The sequence below is a fragment of the Rhizobium sp. CFBP 13726 genome (assembly GCF_014841925.1).
GTDB classification, from domain to species: domain Bacteria; phylum Pseudomonadota; class Alphaproteobacteria; order Rhizobiales; family Rhizobiaceae; genus Neorhizobium; species Neorhizobium soli.
Genome location: NZ_JACYUU010000005.1, coordinates 174,460 through 186,787, shown reverse-complemented (window position 1 = coordinate 186,787; position 12,328 = coordinate 174,460). Strand labels below are relative to the sequence as shown.

Sequence of the window (12,328 nt, the reverse complement as noted above, 5' to 3'; positions counted from 1 at the left end):
AAGCGTTGTTTCCGCAGAATATTCCCGAGAAGCCGGTCTTCTCGCGCAACTGCTGTATCCAGAAAAACCAGAGGCGGCGTCTTGCCGGACCGGTATGAGTCAGCAAGCCTTCGGTACGGCGCAAGAGGTCACCGAATTAACCACACCGCCAAAAGACCAACAGCGACGACTGTTGTTGCGGCACCGTAGCCGTAAAACGATTCAAGCAATTTGCGGTGCATGGGTTTCGTATCTCCATCCCGTGCGTCGGACGGGGCCCCGGTCATTGTCATTTATGCAAAGGTCTCAGTCGAATTCGTCGCCTCAAGCAACCCTCGCGTCGTAACGGTAAAGGCGGAGTCATCCCTTGGTCGCTCTGCAAAACGTCGTTTGTGCAAAATGGTTCCATACGAGCATGTCAAAACATACACTCTCTGATGGTCTGGAGAAGTACGCCCGGCCCATGGGGTTTCGGGATAAAACGTTCTGCGAACGTAAGCTCGGATTGTTGAAGCGTCCAGTTTCCCGACGTGAGGATGATCCGGATCGGTGGCCATCTATCGCGCACCATCCGAGCGAGTTCCACGCCTTCACCCTCGGCAAACAGGTCGATATCCGTCAGGAGAAGTTGGATATCGAAGTTGCTCTCCAGGATGTCTATGGCTTGGGCTGCATCGACCGCGGCAAACACCTCGTACCCGGCATCCTGCAACTCCTCCACCAATATGAATCGGAGGACGGGCTCATCTTCAACGACGAGAATAACTCCGGCTTGGCTCATTTCGGACCTCGGCATCACATTCTCTGTACGTTACCGTACAATTGAACATTTTGGCGAGGCATCAGTTCCGACTTTTACACAGGGCGTTGTCTGAATCTGAGCCGAACTCTCATTCACATCCTCTACGGCTTGATGATGGGGCGAACGAGAAGTCGCGACAAGACGTTTCGGCCGCGTGTGTAAGGCGCGAGATCGACGTCGCTAACCAGCCTTGCCCCGCCTTCCCGGCGCTCGAGCGTGATCTTCCGGCTGTGAAACTGTTCAAGCTCTACGCGGTGTGCCACGCTCAGGATTGTGGCGTTGGGCAGCTCGTCGATCATCATCTCCATGATTTTGTCCTGCGTCTTTTCGTCGAGAGCGGAGGTCGCTTCATCAAGGACAATGATGTCAGGGTCGTTGAGGAGAAGCCGGGCAAACGCCAACCTCTGCTTCTCTCCTCCTGACAGCGTGTGGTCCCATGGCGCTTCGTCCTCGATCCTGTCGCGCAGGTGCCCGAGCCCGACTTTATCGAGGGCAACATGAATTTCTTCTGCCGACCACGTGTCTGCCGGTTTCGGGTAGGCGACGGCGCGACGCAGAGTGCCCGAGGGGATATATGGTTTCTGGGGCAGCATGAACAGTTCCTGGCCCTTGCGGAAGTTGACACTTCCTTCTCCCCATGGCCACAGCCCCGCAATGGCTCGCACCAGCGTACTCTTGCCGGATCCGGATTCACCCGCTACGAGGACGCGTTCGCCGGGCCCGATCTCCACCTGCGTTTCCTTGACAACGGCAGTGCCGTCGCCAAGCGAGACGGAGACCTCGTTCAGGCTGAGCATGGTGTCACCCTCAGTTTCGCCATGCTTGATCCGTCCGACAGTTTCGTTCTGTTCGGCCTGTTCCAAACCATCAAGCGAAACCATCAGCGAGGCTACGCGACGGGCGCAGGCATTCCAGTCGGCGAGACGGGGATAGTTGTCGACCAGCCATCCAAACGCACCTTGAACGATTGTGAATGCCGACGCCGCCTGCATGACCTGACCCAGTGACATGCTGCCATCGAGGAACTTTGGCGCACAGAGCAAGACCGGAACGACCGGTGCAATGAGCATCGATCCGTGTGAGACCAAGGACGTGCGCATATATTGCCACGCAAGCAGCCGCCACTGCTGACGGACATTAGCGAAGGTCCGATCGAGATCGTTGCGCTCTTCCTCTTCGCCGCCCAGCAGCGCGATGCTCTCGCCGTTTTCGCGCACGCGCGTCAGCGTGTAGCGGAACTCCGCTTCGACCTGGTTCTTATTCTCGGACACTTTCACAAAGTTCCGGCCGATGACCGCGATCGAACTCGATGTGATGATGGCATAGACGACCGCCGCAATCACGAGGAAGCCAGGTATGGTGACGTAATTTCCGGCGATCGGAATCGTCAGCGCGCCACCGATCGTCCACAGGACGACGATGAAGGTCGACGCCGACACGAAAGCCGAAATCACCCCTGACGTGAAATCCACGGGCGATTCCGTCGCGATCCGCATATCCTCGGAGATGCGGGCTTCCGGGTTCTGGTGATCGCCGCCGATCAGGTTCAGCTGGTAGTAGCGTCCATTCGTAAGCCACCGCGAGATCAATGATTTCGTGAGCCACGAGCGCCAGCGGCGCTGCATCAGCATGCGCAGATAGACCTGCGAACTGACGAGCGCGACGCTTCCAAGCACGAGCGGCGGAAACAGAAGGCCTAGCGAATAGACCTGATCGGCATTCCGCTGTTCGATCGCATCGAATAGTCCGCGGTTCCAGACGTTGATACCATACTGGAAAGCGACGTTGACACCGATGAGCGCGAGAAGCGTTATCGAGCATACCCAGGCGATCTTGTCGCCATCGCGACCCCAATAGCCGCGAGCGCTGACCCAGAAACGTTTGAGAAGATAGGCGCGTCGTGCCTGTTCTGCCTGTTCCGGGGTAAGGGTGGCGGCTGTTGCGCCTGGCTTGGTCGAGGTGGTTTCTGACATTGACACTCCGGTCGAGATCGTCCGCTGGGCAGCGCACTTAGAAACTGTAGAAAGATTGACGGAAACGGAAAGCAGGTGGGGTAGGTGTGGCCTATGCCTGCGGATCGAATGGCGCGGCTAAAGCGACAAGCTGCGCTGCGGCCATCGCTCTCGTGTCAAACATGATTTGCTTTGCTGGAGTGCCAAAGTGGCGTTGTGCGAAAACGCTATGTTCAATCATCGTTTCTCCTCCCCTGATACCCGCAGGTGGCGCAGAAACGTAGTTTGGAACATTAAGGTTCCTACCGCCGGAAAGACGATAGACACTAGGATTTTTGAGGGGTGTGGGGACTAGGTTTCCAGTCGCCCGTAGGCCTGCCCGTTGAGCGAGCTTCGACGGGGTATGGCCGCGGAAAAGGACACGTGAATCTTGTGTCGACATCTGTCAGTCGGGGAGGAGGGCGTGACCGGACATTGTCCGGTCACGGAAAAGGTTCAGCGGGCGTTGTACTTCCCGTCTACCTCGTTGATCGCCTGGACATTTCCGGCCGAGCGACCGTTCTCGTCAAAAGTCTGCGCCAGAAAGGCGTCCGCAATCGCCTTGGCCAGTTCGGTGCCGATCACGCGGGCGCCCATGGTAATGATCTGGGCGTTGTTGGAGAGGGCGGCGCGTTCAGCCGAATAGGTATCATGTGTCAGTGCGGCGCGGATGCCGGGGACCTTGTTGGCCGAGATGCAGACACCGATGCCGGTTCCGCAAACCAGGATGGCCTTGTCATAGGTGCCGTCGATGACACCGGAGGCGACCCGGTCGGAAAGCGTCGCGTAGAACGCATCGGGACCGGCATCGGTACGCGATACTTCGTGCACGTCGAAACGGTCCTTCAGATGATCAGCGAGAACCTTTGCCAGGCCTTCGCCGGCGCTGTCTCCTGCAATTGCAAGCTTCATGGTCATGTCTCCTCAGAGTTTGGCGGCACATTTTGCCAGGATGTCGAGATAGCCCTCGGCATTCCAGGCGGAACGGCCAATGAAGAGCCCGTCGATATGAGGGCTCGAAATCAGTTCTTCGCAATTGCCGGGATTGACCGACCCGCCATAGAGGCAGGGGATGCGGCGTCCAAGGATGGACTGCGCCACATCAATGATCTCGGCATGGCGGGCGGATGCGTAATCTGCGGTGGCGGGAATGCCATTCTCGCCGATCGCCCAGACCGGTTCGTAGGCGAGCAGGATCTCGGCATTCTTCTGGTCGCCCGACAGTTTGGAAAGGGCACCGCGAACCTCATCCGCAAGGACCTGCTGTGCGTTGCCGCTATCGCGATCAGCGAGCGTCTCTCCGATGCAGATCAGCGGGATGAGCCCGTGGCGAACCGCTGCTTCGGTTTTCAGCCCGACTGTTTCATTCGTCTCGCCGAAATGCTCGCGCCGCTCGGAATGGCCGAGCTCGACGATGTCGAGCTTGCAGTCCTTCAGCATCAGCGGCGAGATCTCGCCGGTCCAGGCACCCTGATCGGCCCAGTGCATGTTCTGCGCGCCGACTTTGATGGAGGTTCCGGCAAGGGCAGCTTTGACCTCGCGCGTGGCGGTAAATGGCGGAATGACGAAGCGCTGGATGCGTGAATCCCTGTCTTCATCGGCTGCCTTCACGGCGGCCGCGAACTCCAGAGCTTCGGCGAGCGTCTTGTTCATCTTCCAGCTGGTGCCGATCCAGAAGCTTGGCGATGTGGTCATGGATGTGATCCTCCCGACGATGCGATGGTCAGTGTGACGCCCGTGTCTTCGATGTCTCGAAGCAGTTGGGCCTCAGGCTGATGGTTGGTGATGACGGCGGCGAATTGATCGAGACCGGCGAGGACATGCAGCGCCGTGTGGCCAATCCGCTCGTGGTTGACGAGCAGGTAAGCGCGCGCCGACGATTCCATCATCGCCCGTTTTACCCGGACCACGGCGTCGTCCATGTGATAGGCCTGCCCCGATGCGACGGCCGGGGTTGAGATGAACGCAACGTCGGCTCGCAGCCGCGACAAAGCCTCTTCCGTGACCACGCCGAAGAATGCGTTGAACTTGGGCGAATAGACGCCGCCGAGGGCGATCAGCGTGATGCCCGTCTCGGTTTTCAGCCGCTCCATGACGGCCGCGTTGTTGGTGATAACCGTCAGCGGACGTTTGTCGGCCAGTGCCTCGCCGAGCACGGCCGCCATCGATCCGTCATTGACCATGACGGTCATACCGGGTTCGACCAGATCGACAGCCGCCTTGCTGATGGCGTGCTTGGCGGCATGATCCTGACGTTCGCGGATCCGAAAATCGCTTTCGAACTGGGTACCTGCGTCGATCGTTGCGCCGCCGCGCACTTTACGCAGCACCCCTGCCTGCTCAAGCTCATCCAGATCACGGTGAACGGTCATCTTGGAGATGGCAAAAAGCTCCGCCAGATCGTCGAGATCGACGGTTCGCTTTTCGATCAGCAGATTGATGATCCGTTGGTGTCGTTCTTCGCGCTTCATCCGAGACCGTCCGCGTGGGATGAAACGGATATAACACCTATATTGTTATAATCAACATTATGGATGTGATTTTGTGGCAGCCATGTTGGCTCTGGAGATTTCGACTTGCGCTATATCGCGTCTTTGACGCGCTGCCACGCATTGAGCAAATGAAGCCCCAATACCTTGGACAAGGTTTCTCCGTCCCGCGCTTCGAGCGCGACGATCATCTCCTCATGCTCGGCCATGGCCGCCGACCACTTGTCCGGACCCTCGTGGCCGATGAACCGGATTCTCTTCAAGCGCGACTGCAGTTGCGCTTGAACGCTGCTAAGTGCCTGGTTGTCCGCGATCCGACAGATTTCGGTATGGATGGCCTGGTTGAGCTTGTAGTAGCGCAGGCGATCCTTCACGTCGTAGCAGGCCCGCATCTCGTCATGCAGTTGCCTGACCCGGGCGATATCGTCATCCGTCGCGGTCTCGCAGGCAAGGCTTCCGGCAAGCTCCTCCAGGTTCTTCAGAACGATGAGCATGTCGTGCACATCCTTGCCGCTGAACCTTTTGACGATCGCGCCGCGGCTTGGAATGAGTTCGACGAGCCCTTCGCTGGCAAGGTACTTGATCGCTTCCCGCAGCGGCGTGCGCGAAACGCCCAGCTGTTCGCCGAGCTGGCTTTCGTGCATCCGCGAACCGGGGGCAAGCTCTCCCTCGATGATCATGTCGCGCAACCGAGTGACGAGCGTGTCGTGCAAGGCCGTCCGCCGGATGGGGCCGGATGGCGAGACAGGCAATTCGGGCAGTGTATCACTCATTTTGAAAGCTCGATTTCTGGACCGCCGTGATGATCAAAGCGTCTCGCCAGGATTATACCAGAACCCGAACGGCACCAAACGTAAAAATGCTGCATACAAAATGCAAAAGACTTGTCCTGCGATTCCGGATGGCTTAGAAACGTCCTCACCGAGGTAGGAGAATTGACCCATGGATATCACCCAGCATCACGATCGCCGTCCCACCATTGCGCTTGCGATGGGAGACCCGGCCGGTATCAGCCCCGAACTGACCGCACAGCTTCTGGCTTTGGATGACATCAGAGAGCAAGCCTATATCGTTGTGATCGGCGATCGGCGCATTCTCGATAAGGGCGCGCAAGAAGCAGGCGTTCAGCCAGATCTGATCTCGGCTTCGCTCGATGATCTTTCGGGTCTCGATCGCTCGAAGCACGCTTTTGTCGATTTGGGCCATCTCGCTCCGGAAGAGGTTGAGCGCGGCGAAGCGACGCTGGCCGGCGGCACGTTCGCCACGCGCAACTTCCGCACCGCCCTTGAGCTCGCCCATGCCGGAAAGGCCGATGCGGTCTGCTTCACGCCGTTCAACAAGAAGGCGATGCGCTTTGCCTACCCGGGCTACGACGACGAAATCCGTTTCGTGTCGGACGTTCTGTCGTTCACCGGCAAGATCCGCGAATTCAACGTTCTTGAGAAGATCTGGAACGCGCGCGTCAGCTCGCATATCCCGCTCAAGGAAGTGGCTGCCAACCTTTCCGTAGACCGGCTTCTGTCGGAGCTCGAACTGACAGTTTCCTGCCTGAAGGCATCCGGGATCGAGGAGCCGCGCGTCGCGGTCGCCGGTCTTAACCCGCATGCAGGCGACGGCGGCAGCTTCGGGATGGAAGAAATCGAGATCATCGAGCCCGCCGTTGCCGAAGCCAAAGCGCGCGGCTATGGCGTCGAGGGTCCGTTCCCGGCCGATACCGTGTTCCTTCGCGCGATGAAGGAAGGCTATCACGCGGTCCTCACCATGTATCATGACCAGGGTCAGATCGCCATGAAGCTGATCGGCTTCGACAAGGGCGTGACGATGATGGGTGGCCTGCCGTTTCCGCTTTGCACGCCGGCACATGGCACGGCCTATGACATTGCAGGCAAGGGCATTGCCGATATCGGCGCGACCCGTGAAGCGATCCTGCTTGCGACCCGTATGGCAAAGCGCCAGCGCCAGGCAGCCCAGGCCGCCTGATCACTTGATCATAAATGACCGGCCGTGAATGGCCGGTCATCTCAGCCCGAGAGGACGCGGGCTTGGCGCATGTCGGTCGGCTTGAACGCCGGCTGCCAACTGTCAGAGTGTGCGGCTTCCCTGCGCCATCAAGAGCGCGGTGGCGTCGCGGTTGGAGGACGACAATGACAAGTTCAGCTCCCAAGTGGACGCGTGAGACCTGGCCGATCGCGGCCGCAATGATTCAATACCCCAATATGTTGCCGGACGGTCGTTCGGTTCAGGATCAGACCGTCGAGGAGTGGGCCAATACTGTCGGTGAAGTTGCAGATGCAGGCTTTACCGAAATCGATCCCACAGACAGCTGGCTCCGCGTCGCCGATCTTTCGGCGGATCGTCGCCGTGCGTTCTGCGAGGTCGTGAAAGATGCAGGCATGACCATCCCGGCGATCTCGACATCGCGGCGCAGCGTTATCGACGAAAAACACGGCGACGATTACCTCGCCTACAGCCACCGCGTCATCGACACAGCCGCCGAGATCGGTGCGCAGAGCGTTTCCTTCGGCTTTTTCGAACCGCTGACGGACAAGCAGAAAAGTGCATTGTGGTTCTGGACCGAACAGGGCGCCAAGAACCCGGATGACCCCGCAACGTGGAACAAGGCGGTGGCTCGCATTGCCGAACTCGGCAGGCATGCCGCTGAGGTCGGCATCGAGGTCTCCCTGGAAATGTACGAGGACACCTATCTTGGAACGGCTGACAGTTCTGTCCGCTTCGTCGAGGAAGTCGGTCTCGACAATGTCGGCATCAACGCCGATCTCGGCAACCTCATCCGTCTCCACCGGCCGGTCGAGCACTGGCTGCAAATGATGACGAAAGTCGCGCCGTTCGCCAAATACTGGCACGTCAAGAACTACATGCGGATCGAGGACGAGCATGCGGGCCTGATCGCCAGCCACCCTGTTCCGCTCGAATCCGGCTTGATCAACTATCGCACAGCAATCAAGCTTGCGCTGGAACACGGTTTCAACAGCCCGTTCCTGTGCGAGCATTATGGTGGCGACGGCCTTTCCGTCAGCGCGACCAACCGCGACTATCTCCGGCGCATTCTGCCGCGTAATTGAGGACCGCTTACATGACGACGATCTTTGATGCCCCAGACGAATTCGCCTCGACTGCGCTTGCCGGCTTTTGCCAGATCTATCCTAACCATGTGCGTCTCATTGCCAACGGTGTCGTGCGTGCCACGAAGGTCCCTGACGGCAAGGTTTCCGTCGTTGTCGGCGGCGGCTCGGGTCATTATCCGGCTTTCGCGGGCTATGTCGGTCAGGGCATGGCCGATGCAGCGGTCGCCGGTGACGTGTTTGCGTCTCCATCGACGGCAGCGGTTGCACGTGTCTGCCGCCATGCCGACAATGGCGGCGGCATCATTCTCGGCTTCGGCAATTATGCAGGCGACGTGCTGAACTTCGGGGTCGCCGCAGAGCGCCTTCGTGCCGAAGGCATCGATGTGCGCATCATTGCCGTGACCGATGACGTTGCGAGTGCGTCGGCTGACGAACACGCCAAGCGCCGCGGCATCGCCGGCGACCTCATGGTCTTCAAGATAGCGGGAGCGGCGGCGGAAGCGGGGCTTTCGCTGGATGAGGTGGAGCGTATCGCCCGGCATGCCAATGAGCGGACAGTGTCGTTCGGTGTCGCCTTTGCAGGCTGCACCCTTCCAGGTGCAAAGCAGCCGTTGTTCACGGTCCCCAAAGGCCGGATGGCACTCGGTCTCGGGATCCATGGCGAACCTGGCATCAGCGAGCAGGATATCGCGAGCGCGACGGATCTTGCAGATGTGCTCACGGACAAACTGCTGGCCGAAAGGCCGCAGGGCTGCACGCGCGTCGCGGCCATTCTCAACGGTCTCGGTTCGACAAAATACGAAGAACTCTTCGTGCTGTGGACCGCCGTCCAGAAGAAACTTACCGGGTCCGATCTTCAGATCGTCCTGCCGGAAGCCGGTGAGTTCGTCACCAGCCTCGATATGCAGGGTTGCTCGCTGACGCTGACTTGGCTCGATGAAGAGCTTGAGCGCTATTGGGCGGCACCCTGCGATGCGCCGGCATTTCGTCGCGGACGGCCTGAAGTCGCCGAATTGCGCACCGATGTCATCACCGATGAGGAAGCTGCCCCAGTGATCCCGGCGGCCTCCGAAGCGTCGCAGACGTCGGCTGCCTGCATATCCGATCTGTTTGGCAGGGTTGCCGCCATGCTCAGGGATAAGGAGTCCGAGCTTGGCCGCATCGATGCGATCGCCGGCGACGGCGACCATGGGCAGGGAATGCAGCGTGGTTCAGATGCCGCGGCCAAGGCGATGGCCGCTGCCGTATCGGCTGGCGCCGGCGCCCAGACGACGCTTGCGTTGGGCGGCGATGCCTGGGCTGACCGGGCCGGCGGCACATCCGGCGCGATCTGGGGGTTGTTGCTGCGGTCGTGGAGTAGCGCACTGAGCGACAACGACGTGCCTGATGAAGCAGCGATTGCCGAAGGCGCGCGCAGGGCGCTCGATGCCGTCACCAGTCTCGGCCGCGCCCGGATCGGCGACAAGACGCTCGTGGACTCGCTTATTCCGTTCGTCGAGACGCTGACGGAGAAGACCGCGGCCGGCAAGTCACTGCCGGAAGCCTTCAAGGCTGCAGCCGACGCTTCGAGCGCGGCTGCCGAAGCAACAGCTGCACTGACGCCGCGGCTGGGCCGTGCGCGTCCGCTTGCGGAAAAGAGCATCGGCCATCCGGATGCTGGCGCTGTATCGCTGTCCATGGTAGCGCAGCTTGCTGCCGGCTTTATCGCCGACCGCGGCTAACCCTGAAAAGGTCTGTTCGGTTTCAGCCGAACAGACCGACACATGTGAGCCACAGGCCGGATGCCAGGGTAATGGCATCCATCATCAGGCCAAACTTGCGCTCTGACATGCTGACGACATAGCGTTTTGCAAAGAACGTTCCGGCCATCAGTGACGAACCAATCACGAGACCGCTGATCACGAGATCATGGGTCAGCGCACCTGCCTGATAGAACGTGAAAACCTTTGCCGCCTGCACGAAAATCGAGGCTGCGGCTTCCGTCGACAGGAAGGCGCCCTTGGTCAGCCCGAAGGCCATAAAGGCTGGAATGCTGAGTGGGCCGGTGGATAGGAACATCCCGGTCAGAAACCCGATACCGGCACCGGCGATCGACATTCCACCCAGCCCGATGGTCATGTTGCGGTGGCGAATGTATCGCCGGAACGGGACGAGCAGCATGATGAAGAGGCCGAGCAGGGTGCCGCTGACCGCTGCCGGCAGATGGACCAGGCTGACAGCGCCCAAGGACGCTGCCGGCATGCCGGGGAGCGCATAAGCGAAAACGGCGCGCCAATTGACATGCCTGTGCCAAGCCATCACACGCGCGGCATTCGCCATCAACCCGGCGATCGCCATGACGGGAATGGCGCGAGCGGGATCAAACATCGGAACAAGAACGGGCAGGAGAATGAGGCTTGCGCCCGTGCCGATCACCCCACTCAGGCAACCGGCGACGAAACCTATGGCGCAGACGAGGATATAGGAAAACAAGGCTTATCCTCGACGCGAGTTCGGCCACAGGGCCTTTGAGAGCGCGCGGCCAGCGTTCGCGCCGGCCGCGGATTGCCTGGGAGGCTTAGAAGAATGCCTTGTCCTGCTCGCGCCGCAGTTCGAGCAATGCCGATGTCTCGTCGAGTTCGACATCGCCGCAAAGGATCGGCTGGCCCGCCTTGACGGCCCTTTTCAGCGTGCGATTGGCAGCCAGGTAGAAGGGAACTGCCCTGTCCTCCAAGAGCGGACCGGCCGGTATCATCCGCGCTGAAACGTTGACGATCGAATGATGGTGGCCGCTTGCCGTCAGAACTGTTCCAGCTTCGATATCGGCATCCGCATGCGCGACGAGGTCGATCACCGGCCGCGGCTCGGCTGCACCACTGGAGACGCCGCGCAGGCCGACTTCCAGAATGCTCGTCGCAGCCTCGACGCCCAGAAGATGGCGTGGAATGTAGAGCATGGCGACATCGCCCTTGCGGCTCACGACATGGCCTTTTTCCGCCAGCATCTGCCAGGTCTCCGCGTCGTCGCAACGCACCGTCACGAAGACGCCGCCGGCAAAGCTCAGTTCGCCGGGAAGCCGCAGGCAGTGGAAGACGTCGAGCACCTTCGGCGTGCCGAGCAATCCGCCGCTCGAACGCTCGGAAAAGAAATCGGCAACTTCGGTGATCCGCGCGATCGGAACATGCAGGGCGGCCCGGTCGACCACGAAGCCCGTGGCATTGGCAACCAGCGTCATTTCACACAAGTCCGGAACTGCCCGCTGCGGAAACTCCGCTGCGATTTCCGATCGTCTTGCTGCGATGGTCGACAGGTCCAGTGTTGCCGGTTCGATCCAGTCGCCAAAATCAGGTGCAGACGCAGTCTTGCCGTTGGAGCTCAATGTCTTCTGTTTTGGGTCGTAGACGAAATCGTATTCGCTGGCCTTGCCGGCGGCGATGATATCCAATCCGAGCACTTCTGCCCAGGTGACCAGACCCATCAACAGGCTCGGCTGATCGCCATCGACGGGGGTGACGATCACATTGTTGTTGCGGGCGCGGAGAGCAAGGCCGGGACCGACGACGCTATCGACTTCCTTGGAGACGAGCGCGACATGCTTGCCCGCATCGATCGCAAGCCGGCAGTGTTTCGCCCCGGCTTCCGGATGACCGGTGGCTTCGACAACCACGGAGATCGGAAGGTCGAGGACGACGGAAAGGTCACCCGCCGCAATATAATGGCCGTTCTCCCAGGCCGTCTTCGCCTCGCTCGCGGTTGCGCATTGGGCAATCCTGGACGGATCGATCCCAAGACCCCGCAGAACGTCTGTCGCGGTTTGCGCCTTCAGATCGACGGCAACGCGGGTGCTGATCAGTGGCGTCTTCAAACTCTGCGCGATGAAGCTGCGGCCGAAGCCGCCGGTGCCGACGATGCAGCATTCCACCGGGGCGGACTCTCTGCCGAAATAGGTGTGATAGTTCATGGTGTTCCCCTCCTAAACCGAAACGAAAAAGGCGTGGGCGC

The 12,328-nt window shown here is 60.1% G+C and carries 12 protein-coding genes; 3 read left to right on the top strand and 9 right to left on the bottom strand.

Annotated features, from left to right (window positions below):
* Positions 1-397: 397 nt before the first annotated feature.
* The 7 genes from IFT66_RS19970 to IFT66_RS19945 form a co-directional block, all read right to left on the bottom strand.
* Entirely contained in the window at positions 398-760 is a 363-nt protein-coding gene (locus IFT66_RS19970) for a response regulator (RefSeq protein WP_192078673.1), read from the bottom strand.
* A gap of 122 nt (positions 761-882) precedes the next feature.
* Positions 883-2,754, bottom strand: coding sequence for an ABC transporter ATP-binding protein/permease (locus tag IFT66_RS19965; protein ID WP_062458656.1), 1,872 nt, complete (start codon positions 2,752-2,754; stop codon positions 883-885).
* Positions 2,755-2,845: 91 nt separating this feature from the next.
* On the bottom strand, positions 2,846-2,974 hold the full coding sequence (locus IFT66_RS23785) for a hypothetical protein (protein WP_274604884.1): 129 nt from the start codon (positions 2,972-2,974) through the stop codon (positions 2,846-2,848).
* Between the two features lie 254 nt (positions 2,975-3,228).
* Positions 3,229-3,684 carry a D-erythrulose-4-phosphate isomerase gene (gene derI, locus IFT66_RS19960; RefSeq protein ID WP_062460374.1) on the bottom strand — a complete coding sequence of 152 codons (456 nt, stop codon included), beginning with the start codon at positions 3,682-3,684 and terminating at the stop codon, positions 3,229-3,231.
* A gap of 12 nt (positions 3,685-3,696) precedes the next feature.
* Positions 3,697-4,467, bottom strand: a complete 771-nt coding sequence (locus tag IFT66_RS19955) for a triose-phosphate isomerase (RefSeq protein WP_192078672.1) — start codon at positions 4,465-4,467, stop codon at positions 3,697-3,699.
* Positions 4,464-5,243, bottom strand: coding sequence for a DeoR/GlpR family DNA-binding transcription regulator (locus IFT66_RS19950; RefSeq protein WP_192078671.1), 780 nt, complete (start codon positions 5,241-5,243; stop codon positions 4,464-4,466). The genes IFT66_RS19955 and IFT66_RS19950 overlap by 4 nt, the downstream gene beginning before the upstream one ends.
* A 110-nt stretch (positions 5,244-5,353) precedes the next feature.
* Positions 5,354-6,034, bottom strand: coding sequence for a GntR family transcriptional regulator (locus tag IFT66_RS19945; protein ID WP_062458664.1), 681 nt, complete (start codon positions 6,032-6,034; stop codon positions 5,354-5,356).
* A gap of 169 nt (positions 6,035-6,203) precedes the next feature.
* Between IFT66_RS19945 and IFT66_RS19940 the strand changes: the two genes are divergently transcribed.
* The 3 genes from IFT66_RS19940 to IFT66_RS19930 all read left to right on the top strand — a co-directional run bounded on the left by IFT66_RS19940 (position 6,204) and on the right by IFT66_RS19930 (position 10,068).
* On the top strand, positions 6,204-7,241 hold the full coding sequence (locus IFT66_RS19940) for a 4-hydroxythreonine-4-phosphate dehydrogenase PdxA (RefSeq protein WP_192078670.1): 1,038 nt from the start codon (positions 6,204-6,206) through the stop codon (positions 7,239-7,241).
* Between the two features lie 164 nt (positions 7,242-7,405).
* Positions 7,406-8,344 (top strand): sugar phosphate isomerase/epimerase family protein, encoded by a 939-nt coding sequence (locus IFT66_RS19935; protein WP_192078669.1) that lies wholly within the window; start codon positions 7,406-7,408, stop codon positions 8,342-8,344.
* A gap of 11 nt (positions 8,345-8,355) precedes the next feature.
* Positions 8,356-10,068: a dihydroxyacetone kinase family protein gene (locus tag IFT66_RS19930; protein WP_192078668.1), complete on the top strand. Its 1,713-nt coding sequence runs from the start codon at positions 8,356-8,358 to the stop codon at positions 10,066-10,068.
* Positions 10,069-10,090: 22 nt separating this feature from the next.
* Here the strand turns inward: IFT66_RS19930 and IFT66_RS19925 are convergent, their stop codons facing one another.
* Both IFT66_RS19925 and IFT66_RS19920 read right to left on the bottom strand, forming a co-directional pair.
* A complete protein-coding gene (locus IFT66_RS19925; RefSeq protein ID WP_192078667.1) occupies positions 10,091-10,819 on the bottom strand; it encodes a sulfite exporter TauE/SafE family protein in 729 nt (242 codons plus the stop codon).
* Between the two features lie 85 nt (positions 10,820-10,904).
* On the bottom strand, positions 10,905-12,287 hold the full coding sequence (locus tag IFT66_RS19920; RefSeq protein ID WP_192078666.1) for an NAD(P)H-dependent oxidoreductase: 1,383 nt from the start codon (positions 12,285-12,287) through the stop codon (positions 10,905-10,907).
* Positions 12,288-12,328: the final 41 nt, after the last annotated feature.

Coding starts and splice junctions, on each gene's coding strand:
- IFT66_RS19970 (WP_192078673.1), bottom strand. CDS start 760: ATGAGCCAAGCCGGAGTTATTCTCGTCGTTGAAGATGAGCCCGTCCTC.
- IFT66_RS19955 (WP_192078672.1), bottom strand. CDS start 4,467: ATGACCACATCGCCAAGCTTCTGGATCGGCACCAGCTGGAAGATGAAC.
- IFT66_RS19945 (WP_062458664.1), bottom strand. CDS start 6,034: ATGAGTGATACACTGCCCGAATTGCCTGTCTCGCCATCCGGCCCCATC.
- IFT66_RS19930 (WP_192078668.1), top strand. CDS start 8,356: ATGACGACGATCTTTGATGCCCCAGACGAATTCGCCTCGACTGCGCTT.
- derI (WP_062460374.1), bottom strand. CDS start 3,684: ATGAAGCTTGCAATTGCAGGAGACAGCGCCGGCGAAGGCCTGGCAAAG.
- IFT66_RS23785 (WP_274604884.1), bottom strand. CDS start 2,974: ATGATTGAACATAGCGTTTTCGCACAACGCCACTTTGGCACTCCAGCA.
- IFT66_RS19940 (WP_192078670.1), top strand. CDS start 6,204: ATGGATATCACCCAGCATCACGATCGCCGTCCCACCATTGCGCTTGCG.
- IFT66_RS19950 (WP_192078671.1), bottom strand. CDS start 5,243: ATGAAGCGCGAAGAACGACACCAACGGATCATCAATCTGCTGATCGAA.
- IFT66_RS19965 (WP_062458656.1), bottom strand. CDS start 2,754: ATGTCAGAAACCACCTCGACCAAGCCAGGCGCAACAGCCGCCACCCTT.
- IFT66_RS19935 (WP_192078669.1), top strand. CDS start 7,406: ATGACAAGTTCAGCTCCCAAGTGGACGCGTGAGACCTGGCCGATCGCG.
- IFT66_RS19920 (WP_192078666.1), bottom strand. CDS start 12,287: ATGAACTATCACACCTATTTCGGCAGAGAGTCCGCCCCGGTGGAATGC.